The following is a 16405-nucleotide window of genomic DNA, read 5'->3' on the forward strand; positions in this document are numbered from 1 at the left end:
CTTGACGTGGGTCAACGGCCGCGGGACGGTTGCTGACACGATGAAGTGGCGTGACGCCGCCCGTGCGGCGCTTCCGCGCATGCCGACCTGGCGGACCTGGCCGATCTGGCCGATCTCACATTGCTCGCGGACGAAAGGATGAGCGACGGCCGCGGCCCGGGCTGTTCACGTATCGCGACGCCGTCGCGGCGATCAGGCGCGCGATCGGATACGGGTATACACGCAGTCGGGAACGCGCGCCGGCCCGCTGCAATGCGCCGTCGACGCCACGCGCCGTGTAGGAATCCGCCGACGGCATCTGCCCGATTCCTACCGCAGCTTCGGTGGAGGCTGATTGAATCGCCCCATGACGACAACGATACTGCAAGCACCGAGCACGGTTGCCCGACAACCCGATCGGAGGCACAAGGAGAAACGTCATGTCACACGCCACCTACCGCAATGACCCGGACAGCCTGTCCGACGCAGACGCATTCGACACGCTGGCACTCGTCGCACTCGCTCGCGACGCCGGCATGCTCGTGACACTCGACGGACAAATCGGGCGCGAGCGCTACGAAAGCGTGACGGGATCGATCGCCACGCTCGCCCGCTTCGCGAAGGCGCTGCAGCTGTCGGTACCCAAGGTTGCGTGAAGTGGAACGCGGCCGTGTCGTGACGCGGCGCCGGAATCCCGTGCGACGGCCTCCCCCGGACATTTGATGCCGTGGTTACGTTCGTACCGCCGTCTCGTGCGGCCGTCGCCCCCGACCACATCCCGATGATCGCGTGCTTGCCGGGCCGAACTCCGCCTTTTGCCTGGATCGCGCCCGGATGAAATCGCGATGAACCTGCCGCCTTCCGGACGGCTCGCACGCATGCTGCCGGGCGTCGCGCTGCTCGCGACCTACCGGCGTGCGTGGCTGTCGCGCGACCTGTACGCGGGGATCGCGCTTTCCGCCGTGCTGGTGCCGGTCGGGCTGAGCTACGCGCAGGCGGCCGGGCTGCCCGCGATCACGGGACTCTATGCGTCGATCGCCGCGTTGCTCGCCTATGCGCTGCTCGGCCCGAGCCGGATCCTCGTCCTCGGTCCGGATTCCGCACTGGCCGCGCTGATTGCGGGCGCCATCGCCCCGCTCGCCGCCCATGATCCGCAACGCGCGATCGCGCTGTCCGGCGCGCTGGCACTGTCGGCCGGAACGATCTGCATCCTGCTCGGTGCGCTCGGCCTCGGCTTCGTCACCGATCTGCTGTCGCGCCCGATCCAGTACGGTTACCTGAACGGCATTGCCATCGCGCTCGCGGTCGGGCGGCTGCCCGAGCTGTTCGGCATGCCGCTATCGGGCGGCGACGTGTTTTCCAGCGTGCCGCGCATCGCGCATGCCCTCGTCGACGGCCGTTTTTCCATCGCCGCCGGCCTGCTCGGCGCCGGCGTGCTGGCGACCATCTTCCTGATCAAACGCGTGGTGCCGCGCTGGCCCGGTGTATTGATCGCCGTGCTGGCGGCCACGCTCGTCGCTCGCCTGCCGCCCTTGCACGGCGTCGCGACGGTCGGCGCGTTGCCGGCCGGCATGCCTGCCCCGCGCCTGCCGGTCGTCTCGCTTGCCGACGTGCGCGCACTCGCGTCCGGCGCGCTCGCCGTGGCGCTGGTGTCGTTCGCCGACATCAGCATGCTGTCGCGCGCGCTTTCCGCACGGGCGGGCGATACGCCGGACCGCAACCAGGAACTGGTCGCACTGGGCGCGGCCAATCTGCTGGCCGGCGTGACGCAGGGCTGCGCGGTCAGCAGCAGCGCGTCCCGCACGCCGGTCGCGATCGCCGCGGGCGCGCAAAGCCAGGTCACGAATCTCGTCGCGGCCGCGTGCATCGCCATACTGCTCGTCGCCGCGCCGGCGCTGCTGACCTTCGTCCCGCGCACCGCACTGGCCGCTGTGGTGATCTACGCGGCGTTCGGCATCGCCGACGTCCGCAGCGTCGTGCGGCTGTACCGGATGCGCCGCGGAGAATGCCTGATTTCGGTGCTGTGCTTTGCCGGCGTGATCGGCATCGGCGTCATACCCGGCATCCTGCTCGCCAGCGCGCTGTCGCTGCTGTCGTTCGTCTGGCGGGCCTGGCACCCGTACGACACGGTGCTGGGCCGGCTGACGGGCGTGCGCGGTTATCACGACATCGCACGGCATCCGGACGCGGTGCAAATGCCCGGGCTCGTGCTGTTCCGCTGGGATGCCCCGCTGTTCTATGCGAACGTCGAGATCTTCTGCGAGCATCTGTACGCCGAGATCGCGCGATCGGCGGGCCCGGTCACGCGCGTCGTGATCGCCGCCGAGCCCGTCACCGACATCGACGTCAGCGCCGCGGATCGACTCGTGGCGCTGCACGAGGCGCTCGGGGAACGCGGCATCGCGATGAATTTCGCGGAGATGAAGGGGCCGGTGAAGGATCGCCTGCGCGCCTACGGCCTGTTCGACGTGTTCGGCGCAGCCAGCTTCTTTCCGACCGTGACCGATGCCGTTGCCCATCACGTTCGGCGGCCGGAGCGACATGCGCGAGCCTGCAAAAGAAAGCGTGCCGCGCGCCGGCGCGTCTCGCACAAGACGAGGTAGACGGACGGGGCACGCATCGATGCGGCAGTCGCCGCATCGCGACGCCTGCCGGTTCAGATCGTTCTTCCCGCCGCCCGGCATCCCGTGCCAGAAGCCGCCGTTCGGCAGTCTCACCGCGGTCGACCTGAAAGCGCGCAGCATCGCATGGCAAGTCCCGCTCGGTACCGTGAAGGACACGCGCCTCTACGGCGTGCGGATGCACATGCCGTCACCGATCGGCATGCCCACCATCGGCGGCTCGCCGACGACCGGCGGCGGCCTCGTGTTCTTCGCCGCGACGCAGGACGACTCCCTGCGCGCGTTCGGCAGCTCGACGGGCAAGGAACCGTGGAAGGCGCGTTTGCCGGTGGGAAGCCGGGGCACGCCGATGAGCTATACAATCGACGGCAAGCAATACATCGTCATCTCGGCGGGCAGCGGGCGGCGGGCGCCAGTCGCCTGATCGAGGCGACTACGTGGTGGCTTACGCGTTGCCCGACAGCAAGCAAGCGCCGGAATCGACCGGATCGCGTTCGGGATGCTGCGGCGCAGGTTGCCGCACCATCCCGCATTCAGTGCGTCACCCCACTGCCGAGGCCGCATGCCGCCGTTGCCCATGAGTCATTCCTTTCCCGCCTCCCGCCCCCGATGCCACGACGCCACGTCGGCAAACGGCCGATCACGCCGGCCGGCGGCCGGCAGGCGTCTCGCACTGCACATCGGTGCGGCTGCCGCGGCCATCGCCGCGCACGCGTCCGCGGCCCATGCGCAAGGCAGCGTGACGCTGTACGGTGCGATCGACACGAGCATCGAGATCACCAATCCCGGCGCCGGTTACGTCGCCCGGATGGATTCCGGCGCGTATCGCGGCACGCGGATCGGCGTGCGCGGCGCCGAGGATATCGGCAACGGCGTGAAGATCCTGTTCGAGCTCGAGAACGGCTTCGGCTCGACGGACGGCACCCTGGCCGTCTCCAACACGCTGTTCAACCGCCAGGCCTGGATCGGCGTGAGCTCACGCTATGGCACGGTGCGGGTCGGCCGTCAGTATTCGCCGATCTACATCCCGTTCAAGGGGCAGCTCGATGCGTTCGGCGCCGGCACGATCGCGTCGGGGCTGGACAACCTGTCGAAGATCACGCCGTACGAAAGCAATGCGATCACGTACCTTTCCCCCGAGGTGCATGGCTTTTCCACCACGATCATGGCGTCGTTGCGCGCCGCGACGGACGGCGACGGCAACGGGCTGGCAGGCCACATCGAGACCTTCGCCTGGCATGACGGCCCGTTCCGCATCTCGTACGCGCACCAGCAAACCCACGGCAGCGGCGCGCTGCGCGCCAACCTCGGCGGCGTGTCCTATGCATTCGGCCCGGTGACCGGCTTCCTGTCGTATTTCAACGGCGACGGCGGAACGCCCCGGTACCACAACGATGGCGTGTCGGCGTCGGCGCGCTATGCGGTGAGCGCGCGTTTGCGCACGTCGCTGGGTTATACGTGGCTGCGCGACCGGTCGGGCGGCGACAACGACGCCGACCAGTTCAGCGCGGCGTGCGAATACGATGTGTCGAAGCGGGTGCTGGTCTATGCGAGCGCCGCCTGGCTTCACAACCGCGGCCAGGCCGCCTACACGCTGAAAGGCGTGAACGTGACCGGCCTCGCGCCTTCGTGGCCGGGTGCGTCGGTGCGCGGCATCCAGTTCGGGATGATCGATCGTTTCTAGAACGAGCGCGCCCGCCGCCGATGCCGCGGTCTGCACGGCGCGCCCTTTCACTCAAGGAATTTCGCAAGCCACGCCGGCGCCGCCGCACGATCGAACGCCACGTGCAACGACGGACTGAACGATCCGAACTCCAGCCCGTGCTGCGTCGCCAGCAATGTCAGCGCCTGGCTCGTATAGAACGAAATATGCCCGTTGCGCGGCACGCAGTACCACCATTGCTCGATCCCGTGCTCGAGAATCTCCGGCGTGATCAGCGACGTCTGAAACAGCAGTGCGCCCGCGGGTGCCCTGTACCGGATGATGTCGGCGAACAGGCTTTGCGGATCCGGATGATGCTCGAACACCTCGAACGACAGGATCGAATCGAACTGCCCCTGCGGCGCGACGGGATGGCTGAACGGGTCATACGAAGTCACATCCGCGAACCCGCGCTCGGACAGCTTCTTTTCCAGCAGCCCGAGCCCCGAGCCGAAATCGAGAATGCGGGTCTCCCGCATCGACGGAAAGCTCGTGCAGATCAGGTCGGCGTGCTGCCGCGGACGATGCTCGAGATACTCCGGATCGTGGCGCGCGTAGTCGTCGTTGTACACGTGACGCGCGAAATCGTCGTGCGTCCAGTGGTCGAAGGCCGGCGTGCACGTGAATCCGCATTGCCGGCACGCGTAGTAGTAGATCGGCACGCCGACGAACGGATCGACCTTTTTCCCGGCGATCATGTCGGCGCCGCAGCGCGAGAAATCGACCACGCCGCAGATGTCCGCGTCGGCACCGCACACCTTGCAGGCAATCGTCGTCGGATGGTTGGTCAGGTTTTCAATCATGTTGCCGCCCCCTGGTTAGCTTCAAGCGCACGCGCCACCCGCTCGATCACGTCGTCCCAGCGCCCCGGCTCCGTCTGCCGGAACAGCGTCGCCGACGGATACCACGGCGAATCGTCCCGATCTGCGAACCAGCGCCAGCAGCCGTCGAATCGCGACAGGATCCACACCGGCTTGTTCAGCGCCCCGGCCACGTGCGCAACCGACGTATCGACGGTAATCACGAGATCGAGCAGCGAGATGATCGCCGCCGTGTCGGCGAAGTCCTGCACCTGCGCCATCGGATCGACGGGCCGGATCGACGGCGGGATCGTCTCGATCTGCCCGCGGGTCGTTTCGCCCTTCTGCAGGCTGACGAAGCGCACGCCCGGCACCCGCAGCAACGGCAGGAACGCGCTCGCCGACAGCGACCGGCGCCGATCGGTCGCATGCGCGCTCGCCTGGCCGGGGCGCGGATCGCCGGCCCACACCAGCCCGACCCGGAAGCCGTCGGCCGGCACGCGGCTGCGCCAGTGCTCGACGCACTGCGCCGGCACGCGCAGATACGGAACCGTCGCGGGAATCGTGTCGACGGTCGTCCCGCACCGCAACGGCAGGCTCATGATCGGACACGCGTAATCGTGCGGCGGCAGTGCGGCCGCATCGCCGAGCGCCACGCATCGATCGACGCCGTCGACCGTCGCGACGAGGCGGGTCAGCGCGGGCGGGCATACGACGGTCAGCGTCGCCAGCCCGCGCTGCCTGAGCAGCGGCAGATAGCGCGCGAACTGCACGACGTCGCCGAGCCCCTGCTCCGGCCACACGACGAGCGACTTCCCGTCGAGCGCCTCGCCCTGCCAGCGCGGCGCCGGCAGCTCCGGCGCGACGTGATCCGCCGCATCGGCGCCCCAATGCGGCGACGACCGGTAGCGCGCCTCGTAAAGCCGCCAGCCCGCTTCGTATTGCCCCATCGCGAGCAGCACGAGGCTCAGGTTGAACCTCGTCGGCACGCGGCCGGGATCGACCGTCAACGCGCGTCTCAGACAGTCCGCGGCCTCGCTCAGGCGGCCCGCGTCATGCAGCAGGCGGCCGAGGTTGTTCCAGGCGTCGGCGCAGGCCGGATCGTCGGCGAGCACGCGGCGATAGCACGCCTCGGCGTCGCCGTAGCGCTGCTGCGCGAACAGCACGTTGCCGAGATTGCCGCGCGCGTCGCGGTAGTCCGGGCTCAGCGACAACGCACGCCGGAAGCAGTCTTCGGCCTCCGGCAGCCGGTCGACGCGATGCAGCAGCGCGCCGAGGTTGTTCAGCGTCGTGGCGACATTCGGCGCGCGCGCCAGCGATTCGCGGTAATGCCGCTCCGCTTCCTGCCAGCGCCCGGCCTCCTGTAGCACCACCGCGAGCTCCGCATGCGCCTCGGCATCGTCGGGCCGCGATGCGATCGCATCGCGAAACACACGCTCCGCTTCGTCGCGACGGCCCGCAAGCCGCAGCAGCATGCCGAGCCGGCGAAGCACCGGCGCATGCGCGGGATTCAAGGCGAGGACGCGACGGTAGCAAGCCTGGGCTTCTTCGGCGCGTCGAAGGTCGTCAAGCAGCATCCCGAGATTGCACCACGCGTCCACGTAATCGGGACGCAGTTCGGCGGCGCGTCGATACGCATGCTCCGCGTCGGCGGTCGCACCTTCCGCTTCAAGGACGATGCCGAGATTGTTCAGCGCTTCCGGATGACCGGCGTGCAGCGCCAGCGCCGCGCGATAGTGGCGCGCGGCATCGGCACTTCGCCCCGCATGATGCGCGGCGACACCGGCGGCGAATTCCACGTGCGCCGCGTCGATGTCCGGAAGGTTGGGTTCGCTCATGGTCGAATTGATTGGCAATGCTCGGCGACTGCACGGGCTCCGTCGGGTCGAAACCGGATCGTATTTTCGGGCCGGAGCGGTGTGCCGTCGAGCCCCTGTCGCCTGCCGACCGGCGCCATTCCTGCCGCCCGACGCGCGAGGCCGGCACCGCGCGCCGCGCACCGAACGCGCGCCTCCCGACTTTTACCACGGCGCGATCGCCCCGTGCCGCGCACGATACCCGGTTTCGGTCGAACATTTGTTAAATAGCTTGAATGGCCGACAACCGGACGACAATTTGCCTTAACATCCGGCCACACGATCGACCATGGCCTTCCAGAAGGACCGCGGTCGCCATTTTCAACGGCGCGAAAACGGGCGCGGCTTTCATTATTCGAACGGACGGACCGACCATGTTCCAATCACCGGGAGATTCCTTCGTCGGCGGCTCGCTGCTCGGCCTGTGCGTCGAGGTGCCGCTTGCCGTGCTCGTGTCGTTGATGATGCATGGCGTCGACTGGAACGGGCCGCGCATCGCGATGCTCGTCGCGACGCCGGTGCTGATCGCCTGCACCGTGCTGCTGACCCGCCCGGTGGCATTCAGCACGGTATGGAAGCACAAGCGCTCGCCGTTCGAGCTGGACGACAATGTGCGCGCCTCGATCTACGGCCGGCTGACCGGCATCGCGCTCGGCCTGGTGTTCGGCATCATGGTCGCCACGACGTTCTCCTGACCACGACGTTGTCCTGATCCGGTCCGCGCGACCGGATTCGCGCCGGGCGCGTCCGCTTCGTTGCCCTTCGTTGCCCTTCGTTGCCTTCACCCGCCAGTCATGGCATGGGCCGCCGGTGTCCGCCAACCGCGCATCCGCACGCTCGACGACCTACTGTTCGCCGCGCCGCACCGCAGTGCCGGACCTGCGATCTCCCGTCACGGCGCATCCGCCCTTTCCGTGCGTCGTCTTCAGGTGCTTGAGCACCCGTCACGCGTCACGCCGACGCCACCAGCGCGTTGAACGACGTATCCCAGAACGGCGCGACATTGGCCGGACCATCCAGCACGCCGACGCGGGCGAACACGTCCGCGACCTGTTGATGCTGCGCAACCACGTCGGGCGTGACCGGCAGCAGTGCGTAGTCGTCGCTGCGCTGCGCGAACATCGCCGCGAGATCGGCAACCGGCACGCGCGTCTCGCCGTTCTGCACGCGCGCATAGGCATCGAAATGGCCGTTCGCCCAGGCGTATGCACGCCGGAACCGCAGCAGCAGATCGCCGGTCGCCGCGCGCCGGCGCGGGTCGTCCAGCGTGCGCGGGTTCGCATAGATCGGGAAATTGCCGGACAGATAGCCCTTGCCCGTCTTCAGCACACGCGCACCGTAACGGTTGCGCGCGAGCTGGCCGTTGTAGCCGTAGATCGCCCACGCGTCGAGGTCGCCGCGGTCGTACGCCGACAGCCCGTCGGTCGGCGACAGGTTGATCGGATGGATGTCGTCGAAACCGAGGCCGGCCTCCGCCAGTTGCCGGTACAGGAAATAGTGCGACGTCGTCGCGCGCACATACCCGACGCGCTTGCCCTTCAGGTCCGCGATGTCGCGGATCGGCGTGTCCTTGCGCGCCAGCGTGACCTGGTTGTTCATATCTTCCCGGGTCCGCGAGATGAACCGGACGCTGGCCTTCTGGCGCGCGGCGAACACCGCGGGAATCTCGCTGCCCGAGCCGATGTCGAGCGCATCCGCGTTCAGCGCCTCGATGTGCAGCACGCCGTTGTTGAGCTCGCGCCACTCGATCCGGTACGGCGTGTCGCCGAGGCCGGCCGCTTGCAGCAGCGCGCGCCAGCCGCCCTTGTAGGTCGCGACGCGCAGCGTGGTGCCGGCAAGATCGGCGTTGACGGTCGGTGCGGCAAGCGCGACCCGCGCGACCACGGGGGTCGCCGCGAGCGCGGCGCCGGCGAGCAGCAGGCGGCGGCGTGCCGCCGAAGTTGACGCCATCGGATGCTCCTGTCGATTGAACGCTGAGGGAAAAAGGAAACCGCCGTGCGCGACGGTCGACGCGCGTCAATGCAGCGCCGGGAAACCGTGGCGCTCGGCCAGCAGGTCGAGGATGCGGCGCGGGTCGGTGACGAAGCGCACCACGCCGAGCGTGTGCGCATCGTCCGGCGCCGGTTGCGCGCGACCGAGCACGAGCACCGGCAAGCCCTGATGCGCGTCGTCGAGCACGTCGATCACCGCGTGCCGCGGCCGCTCGAAACCGACCTGGCGCACGTCGAGGCGGGCGGCCCGATCGGGCGCGCTCGCGAGCAGCCCTTCGATCGCCAGTCCGTGCGGACAGACGAAGTGTCGGCCCGGATACGTCGGATCGGCAAAACCCGGTTCCAGCAGAAACAGCACATCACGACTCATTTCACACGGCTCCCCTAGGCGTGGTTCCACCGGGCTGCACGCACGCAGCGTGCACCGCGCCCGGCGCTGGCCGGCTCACGGCCGGATGCCCGACTCTACAGCGTCGCATCGCGCGGCCCTACCAACGTTTTGCGGAATCGATATGCAGGCGTGCCTAGCGCATCGGCCGTGCGTCTCACAGAGCCGCGTTGCATAAAAGCATCGTCAGCCGGACGCACTTCGTTGCGGTATCCAACGATTTCATCGATCGATATGTCCACGACCGCCCATCGTCGCCGCACCGTGTTTGCCATCGAGGCCGATGCGTTCGCCGCAGCATGCGTGCCGGACGCGATCGCGGCGCGCGCGTCGGGCATGCATCGGCACGCATTGCAATTCGGTCGCACTGCGAATTGCAAACCACGGATCGGCCGTTCGTCGCGCGGCCCGGACTCAATAGCATCGTGATCCTCGCAGACGGTCCCATAAAAAACAGAGGATATTCATGATCAAGCAATCGGTAGTCCTGGGTTTGGTTTCGATCGGTTCCATCGGCGCGCATGCGCAGAGTTCCGTCACGCTGTACGGCGTCGTCGACGCCGGCTTCGCCTATACGAACAACCAGGGCGGCGCGAGCAACATCCAGCAGACGAGCGGCAAGCTGAGCGGCAGCCGCTGGGGCCTGAAAGGCAGCGAGGATCTCGGCGGCGGCCTGGCGGCCGTGTTCACGCTCGAAAGCGGCTTCCGGCCGAGCGACGGCGGGCTCGGCCAGGGCGGCCGCCTGTTCGGCCGCTCCGCGTACGTGGGCCTGAGCAAGGCCGACCTCGGCACGCTGACGTTCGGCCGCCAGTACGAGCCGATCACCGATCTCGTCGCGCAGTACTCGGGGTCCGGCTTCTGGTCGCCGGCGACCCATATCGGCGACAACGACAACATGAACCAGAGCTTCCGGATCAACAACGCGGTGAAGTTCCGCAGTGCGACGATCGCCGGCTTCACGGCCGACGTGCTGTACGCGTTCAGCAACCAGGCGAACGGCGGCGCGGGCACCGGCTTCTCGAACAACAACGCGTGGGGCGTGTCGGCGAATTACGTGAACGGCCCGCTGTCGGCGGGCGCCGGCTACGTGCGGCTCAACCACCCGAACGCGACGTCGAACACGAGCGGCGCGGTCGGCGGCGCGACCACGACGACCGGCAACGACTACAGCGGCGCGTTCTTCTACGGGCTGAACGGCGGCGTGCGCAAGCAGCAGATCGGCGTCGCGGGCGCGAACTACACGCTCGGCCGCGCGACGCTCGGGTTCGCGTGGAGCCACACGCAGCTCGACTATGTCGACGGCTCGTCGCGCAAGTTCAACAACTACGACGTGAACGGACGCTACCAGATCACGCCGGCGGCGACGCTGATCGGCGTCTACACGTTCACCGACGGACGCGCGAGCGGCTTGCCGGGCACCGGCGGCCAGACGCTGAAGCCGCGCTGGCACCAGTTCACGCTCGGGTTCGACTATGCGTTGTCGAAACGCACCGACATTTACCTGTCCGGCATCTACCAGCTGGCCGCGGGCGATGCGAGCACCGCGACGTCGGGCGGCTATCGCAAGATCGCGGCGATCTCGAACATCGGCAGCGCATCGTCGACCAATCGCCAGCTCGCGTTCGTCAGCGGGCTGCGCGTGAAGTTTTGAGCGTTCGCGCAGCGGGCGCGGCGCGATAAGCAAAGCGGGAATCGTTGTTCGCAGCGTCGCGACCGGTTGCCGGGAATGTCCGTTTTTCCGGATGCTGCCGCGCCCGCGCGCGGCACGGCTTCGATCATGACCGGCTTCCTTTCCCGTCCACGCCGTGCCGGCCGACGCGCGGCGCTGCGCCAGCTCGCCGGCGGCCGGGCCGCCGCGCTGCTGCCGGCCGGCGGCGATGACGTCGGCACGCTGACCGTGCCCGCCGCCGACGGATCTCCGCCCGCGCCGTGCCCCCTCGCCGGTGCGGCCGCTCGCACGCGCATGCGACCGGCGCGACACCGCGTCCCCTTCCTCCCCGTATCCGACCGGATACGAAAATAGCCTCCACCACGATTCCGCGACTCCCGGTTCCCGAGCGGGTACGAAACGACGCACCGCCTCCCTGGCGCGCCACTTCGTTCCTGACCGGATACGAAATAATGTCCGACCCGGCGAGTTGTGCAATACTGTTCCCGATCAGATACGAAGCACGGAGAACGTCATGTCGGAGTCCCAGTCCGTCGACACGATCGGCGCGCTCGCCCACTTCATCCGCGCGGCGCGGCTCCAGCAGGGGTTCACGCGCGACGAACTCGCGAATGCGACCGGGCTGTCGCCGAAATTCATCAGCCAGGTGGAAGCCGGCAAGCCGACCGCGCAAATCGGCAAGGTCATGCTGCTGCTCGGCGAACTGGGCGTGCGCCTGTACGCCGAGTCGTCGGTCGAGATTTCCGAAGCCACCGCGCTGAAAGCCGCGCAACGCCGCAGGAGCAGTCATGGCGGCTAGAACGCTGATCGCCTCCGCCAACGGCGTGCGCATGGGCACGCTGACCGACGACAAGGGCATCTGGTCGTTCGCGTACGACCCGCAATGGCTCGCGTCACCGAGCGCCTATCCGCTGTCGCCGGCGTTCGCGCTGCGCGCCGGCAACTTCACCGACACGTCGACCGATCGTCCGGTCCAGTGGTTCTTCGACAACCTGCTGCCCGAGGAAGGCATGCGCACGTCGCTCGCGCGCGAGGCGAAGGTCGATGCCGCCGACGCGTGGGGCCTGCTCGCGTACTTCGGGCGCGAATCGGCCGGCGCGCTGACGCTGCTGGCCGACGGCGAACAGGAAGCGCCCGGCAGCCTGCAGCCGCTGCCGCTCGACGAGCTCGAACGCCGGATCCAGGCGATGCCCGAGCGCGCGCTGACGGCCACCGCGCCCAAGCGCATGTCGGCAGCCGGCGCGCAGCAGAAACTGCTGCTGGTGCTGCGCGGCGACGCACCCGACTACGCGCTGTACGAACCGGTCGGCAGCGAGCCGTCGATGCACCTGCTCAAGCCGGACATGCGGGCGGCCGGCTACCCGCACTCGGCGATCAACGAATTCTTCTGCATGACGCTCGCGAGGAAGATGGGGCTCGACGTGCCCGACGTGCACTTCCTGCGCGCGCCTTCCGCGTGCTACGTGATCGACCGGTTCGACCGCGACGTCGCGTCGACGCCGGCCGGGCGCGTGCATACGATCGACGCGATGCAGCTGCTCAACTACGACCGCGGCTTCAAGTACCAGCGCGCGAATGCGCAGGCGCTCGCCCGCGCGATCGAGCGCACCAGCACGCGCGCGCTGGCGCGCCTGTCGGTGTTCCGCTGGACCGTGTTCAACGTGGTGGTCGGCAATGCCGACGCGCACCTGAAGAACCTGTCGTTCTTCGTCGACGCGCGCGGCTACCGGCTCGCGCCGTTCTACGACATCGTCAGCACGGTCGTGTATCACACGCCGACGCACCGGCCCGACCATCGCGGCGATCACTGGCCGCACTGCGAACTGACGATGCCGCTCGGCACCGCGACGCGGTTTGTCGATATCGACGTGGCTGCGCTGATCGCGTTCGGGCAGGCACTCGGGCTCAGGGACAAGGCGGCGGCCAGCGAGCTGCAGCGCTTTCTCGAACCGCTCGATCGCCACGTCGCGCAGACGCTCGATGAAGTGCGGGCGATCGCGCGCCCGGACGCCGGGGAGACGCGCCTGCTGAATTCGATCGCGGCAATGCCGATCGCGGAGATGGGGCGCGCGCTTCGGTCCACGCGCGATTGAGCGGGGATGGGCGGCGATGGGTGGGAGCCGCGCCCCCCACGCTCGCGCGCTGCGTGTCGACGCATGCGCAATGCCGATCAGCGCGGCGCCCACACGTCAGCGGCGCGCCGCGAATGCATCGACGCCCGTCAACGCGGCGGAGCGCGCCCATCGACGCTCGACCGCTTCAGGATCGATCGCGTGAGGCCGCGCGCCGGCCGCCTCGTCGCCACGCGTGACCACCGCGACATCGCCATCCTCCCAGTACACACCGCCGATATCGGCGAGACGGGGCGACGTCGCCGTCCATACCTGCGTTGCCGCCCCCTGCGCAGGTATCTTGAAGGTCGGATCGATGGGCGCGCAGTGCGCGTCCACCCACCCCTGCGCCATCATCTCGACGGTGGCGCGGATGCTCGGCGATGACGCGGATCGCGCGTTCGGCCAGGCGTTCAAGCGCATCGTGGGCGGCTCGCCGAGCGCCTGTCGCCATGAGATGGCGAACGAGTCGGGCGACGGCCGGCACGCCCCTGCTGCTGACAGGCCCGACCGAAGCCCGGCCCCGAGCATCGAGGAGGACGCGCGCAAGGTACGTCGCATTCCACGGTGCATCAGCGACGGTGATTTACCGATCACGCAATAATGTTGGATTTATTTCGTTTTAAATTTGTAATACCGTGCAGGGACTCATTCTTATACATGAGGAATCCCAAGGAATAAAAAATTTTCAAACTTGCTATTTCCGTTGTGCTCGCGAGCAGCAGCCCACCCTGCGACTGCCGCGAACGCTGCGTACAGCAAGCGGCCCGGTCGACGCCCGAATGTGAGGAGCCGCGATCGATCGGCGCGTAACAGAGCCGGGAAATCGTCGAACAAACGCTCGTCTTTGTGCACGAAACCTCGAGGCAGCCTGTCGTAACCGTCCTGGACCCGAAGCCTGCCGCACTCGTGGAGCAAGAACGATTCGTATTCTCCGAGACCGTCATCGGACGTCACGAACTCGTCGGCACATGGAATTTCAGGTGCGACAGGCCCCATTCCGTGCCCTTCAGCACGTGAATCCGGCCGGAGGGTGTAACGTGCTTGTCGCCGCCCCAATACCACCCGGGCCGTATATAGACGTTCGCCCGCACACCCGATTCAATAACAGACAAGGTTAATTTCACTGCCACGATCGACATTATGTGAACCTTTTGACTGAATCCCCCTGCATCACGATCTCCGCATCCTCACCTGGCACCGACACGAGAGACAAAATATGCATTATTACTATGCAGTCCATAGTGCATTCCATCCATTGATGCCTTGTTTTATATCTGACATTCTCGAATCGTGTCGGCGGCGCATGGGATGTAATTGAAATGAACGGATTTCGTCTTGAAAATGAAACAAACCCCGCATGCAATACAGTCGCCCCGGATCTTGCGGCGCCCAGCGGATCGAAAACGGGCGCCTCGGTTGTTTCGTCAGACAAAATTCGCTCCACCAGCCCGGACGGGCTCGGGATCATCAGCCTGATCGACGTTCTTCAGACGCCGGCGTGCTATTTCGACGGAAGCGGGGAAGTCGTCAGCATCAACGACGCGTGGCTCGATTACGTGGATCACCCTGCCGGAGCCCTGCATCGAGTCCAATGGGTCGAGTTGATCCATGCGGAGCACCGATACACTGCTCTGTCGACACTTCGCGCTGCCCACCCGGACTCGGACCATGCAGCGCTGGAGTGCCGACTGGTGGGTTCCCGCGGCATCGACCAATGGTTCATCGTCAATCTTCATCGTGTAGGCGCCGGGTGGCTGTGCACGTGTACGAACATCCATGACCTGAAGGTCAAGGAAGGCGAACTGAAGAATCGCGCATCGATACAATCAGACATGCTTAATGTCAGCATCGATTGCATCAAACTGATTTCGCCGGCAGGCAATCTGCTGCACATGAATCGCTCCGGATGCCTGGCATTAGGCGTCGACGAAGACTCCGGATTCGGCATGCCGTGGCTGCCGCTGTTGCCCGAAGACGTCTGGCACGAGGGAAATATCGCACTGGATTCCGCCAGGCGCGGCGTATTCGGCAGATTTGCCGGGCGAAGCGAGCTCCCGGGGCGCGACGTTCAATACTGGGACAATATGCTGACACCCATACTGGACGCCGACGGAAGGACCACCGCCATTCTATGTGTGTCGAGAGACGTCACGCGCGAGCGCCTCGCGCTCGATCTACTTCGGCGTAACGAGGAGCGGCTCGCTATCGCGACCCGTGTCGGCGGACTGGGGATCTGGGACTACGACATCGCGTCGGACACACTGCAATGCGACGAGAACTGGTATCGAATCATGGGCCGTGCGCCGGGCGAGACGATCACGTCGATCGACCAGTTTCGCCCCTTCATTCACCCGGACGACGTCGACAAGGTCATTCAAGTCACGCAGACCGCGAAAGCGTTCATTTCATCCGGCACGGACTATCGGTTCGAGTATCGCGTCGTTCGGCCCGATGGTGAAATCCGGTGGGTTCAGTCCACGGTCTATCCGCAGAATGAAAACGGCATTACCAAACGAACGATCGGGTTCGTGCTGGACGTGACCGAGACGCGCTTGGCGGAGCGACGCCGGGAGGCGTGGCTGCACTTCATTTCCCACGACATGCGCTCGCCTCAATCGTCGATTCTTGCGTTGATCGATCTTCATCGAGCCGCCGAACAACACACCGCCACACAGAACCTGCTCGATCGGATTGCCACGTATGCGCACCGCACGCTGGCATTGGCCGACGACTTCGTTCTGCTGGCGCGCGCCGAGGCGCCGACCTGGTCCCGGGTGGAAACGGATATCGGCAGTCTGGTGCTCGATGCAATAGACGAATTGTGGGCACTGGCTCAGGCACGAAGCATCCGGCTCGACGTGGACGTCGGGGACGATGTCTGCATCGCGCATGTGGAGCCCTTCCTGCTGGTACGCGCGGTCGTCAATCTCGTCAGCAATGCGATCAAGTTCAGTCCGAGTAACGCCACGGTAACCGTCCGTCTGTCCAGCGTTGAACAGGGATATGCCATTGCGGTTTCCGACCACGGCCCCGGCATTTCCGCCGAAGCTCAGCAACGTCTGTTCGAACCGTTTCAACGTTTTCAGGCCGGGCCTTCTCGTTGCCCGCCGGGCGCGGGCCTCGGGCTGGCTTTTGTGAAGACGATCGCCAAGCGATATGGCGGCAGCATCGAGTTGCACACGCGCCCGGGTAAAGGATGCACATTCATTTTGACGTTGCCGGGGACTTCGTCGCCGATGTAGCTCGAGCAATCGAGTGCGCGCAGCCCGCCACGCGTTCGCCTCC

The 16405-nt window shown here is 66.8% G+C and carries 14 protein-coding genes and 1 pseudogene; 10 read left to right on the top strand and 5 right to left on the bottom strand.

Annotated elements, in window-relative coordinates:
- Window positions 1-419: 419 nt before the first annotated feature.
- From U5771_RS19745 to U5771_RS19760, 4 genes and pseudogenes are all read left to right on the top strand, one after another.
- Window positions 420-635, top strand: a complete 216-nt coding sequence (locus U5771_RS19745; protein ID WP_322025540.1) for a hypothetical protein — start codon at window positions 420-422, stop codon at window positions 633-635.
- A 189-nt stretch (window positions 636-824) separates the two neighbouring features.
- A complete protein-coding gene (locus tag U5771_RS19750; RefSeq protein ID WP_322025541.1) occupies window positions 825-2582 on the top strand; it encodes a SulP family inorganic anion transporter in 1758 nt (585 codons plus the stop codon).
- A gap of 61 nt (window positions 2583-2643) precedes the next feature.
- Window positions 2644-3058, top strand: a pseudogene (locus U5771_RS19755) (membrane-bound PQQ-dependent dehydrogenase, glucose/quinate/shikimate family); the annotation flags it as partial.
- Between the two features lie 104 nt (window positions 3059-3162).
- Window positions 3163-4284, top strand: coding sequence for a porin (locus tag U5771_RS19760; protein WP_322025542.1), 1122 nt, complete (start codon window positions 3163-3165; stop codon window positions 4282-4284).
- Between the two features lie 47 nt (window positions 4285-4331).
- Here U5771_RS19760 and U5771_RS19765 read toward each other — a convergent pair whose 3' ends face one another.
- Both U5771_RS19765 and U5771_RS19770 read right to left on the bottom strand, forming a co-directional pair.
- Window positions 4332-5105, bottom strand: coding sequence for a class I SAM-dependent methyltransferase (locus U5771_RS19765; protein WP_322025543.1), 774 nt, complete (start codon window positions 5103-5105; stop codon window positions 4332-4334).
- Window positions 5102-6940, bottom strand: coding sequence for a tetratricopeptide repeat protein (locus U5771_RS19770; RefSeq protein ID WP_322025544.1), 1839 nt, complete (start codon window positions 6938-6940; stop codon window positions 5102-5104). The genes U5771_RS19765 and U5771_RS19770 overlap by 4 nt, the downstream gene beginning before the upstream one ends.
- Window positions 6941-7194: 254 nt before the next feature.
- Between U5771_RS19770 and U5771_RS19775 the strand changes: the two genes are divergently transcribed.
- The gene (locus tag U5771_RS19775) at window positions 7195-7653 is read left to right on the top strand and encodes a hypothetical protein (RefSeq protein ID WP_322025545.1); all 459 of its coding nucleotides are present in this window, start codon (window positions 7195-7197) and stop codon (window positions 7651-7653) included.
- A 256-nt stretch (window positions 7654-7909) separates the two neighbouring features.
- Here U5771_RS19775 and U5771_RS19780 read toward each other — a convergent pair whose 3' ends face one another.
- Both U5771_RS19780 and U5771_RS19785 read right to left on the bottom strand, forming a co-directional pair.
- Window positions 7910-8908, bottom strand: coding sequence for an ABC transporter substrate-binding protein (locus tag U5771_RS19780; protein WP_322025546.1), 999 nt, complete (start codon window positions 8906-8908; stop codon window positions 7910-7912).
- A 66-nt stretch (window positions 8909-8974) separates the two neighbouring features.
- Entirely contained in the window at window positions 8975-9319 is a 345-nt protein-coding gene (locus tag U5771_RS19785) for a DUF3088 domain-containing protein (RefSeq protein ID WP_322025547.1), read from the bottom strand.
- Window positions 9320-9803: 484 nt separating this feature from the next.
- Between U5771_RS19785 and U5771_RS19790 the strand changes: the two genes are divergently transcribed.
- The 4 genes from U5771_RS19790 to U5771_RS19805 all read left to right on the top strand — a co-directional run bounded on the left by U5771_RS19790 (window position 9804) and on the right by U5771_RS19805 (window position 13099).
- A complete protein-coding gene (locus tag U5771_RS19790; protein ID WP_322025548.1) occupies window positions 9804-10988 on the top strand; it encodes a porin in 1185 nt (394 codons plus the stop codon).
- A 75-nt stretch (window positions 10989-11063) separates the two neighbouring features.
- Window positions 11064-11360: a hypothetical protein gene (locus tag U5771_RS19795; RefSeq protein WP_322025549.1), complete on the top strand. Its 297-nt coding sequence runs from the start codon at window positions 11064-11066 to the stop codon at window positions 11358-11360.
- Window positions 11361-11520: 160 nt separating this feature from the next.
- On the top strand, window positions 11521-11805 hold the full coding sequence (locus U5771_RS19800) for a helix-turn-helix transcriptional regulator (RefSeq protein WP_322025550.1): 285 nt from the start codon (window positions 11521-11523) through the stop codon (window positions 11803-11805).
- Window positions 11795-13099: a HipA domain-containing protein gene (locus U5771_RS19805; RefSeq protein WP_322025551.1), complete on the top strand. Its 1305-nt coding sequence runs from the start codon at window positions 11795-11797 to the stop codon at window positions 13097-13099. Before U5771_RS19800 ends, U5771_RS19805 begins: the two co-directional genes overlap by 11 nt.
- A gap of 96 nt (window positions 13100-13195) precedes the next feature.
- On the opposite strand, the gene U5771_RS19810 is transcribed toward U5771_RS19805, so the two are convergent.
- On the bottom strand, window positions 13196-13534 hold the full coding sequence (locus U5771_RS19810) for a hypothetical protein (protein WP_322025552.1): 339 nt from the start codon (window positions 13532-13534) through the stop codon (window positions 13196-13198).
- 905 nt (window positions 13535-14439) lie between these two features.
- Between U5771_RS19810 and U5771_RS19815 the strand changes: the two genes are divergently transcribed.
- On the top strand, window positions 14440-16362 hold the full coding sequence (locus tag U5771_RS19815) for an ATP-binding protein (RefSeq protein ID WP_322025553.1): 1923 nt from the start codon (window positions 14440-14442) through the stop codon (window positions 16360-16362).
- The last annotated feature ends 43 nt before the right edge of the window (window positions 16363-16405 follow it).

Origin of the sequence: Burkholderia sp. BCC1977 (genome assembly GCF_905339595.1) — a bacterium.
GTDB lineage: Bacteria > Pseudomonadota > Gammaproteobacteria > Burkholderiales > Burkholderiaceae > Burkholderia.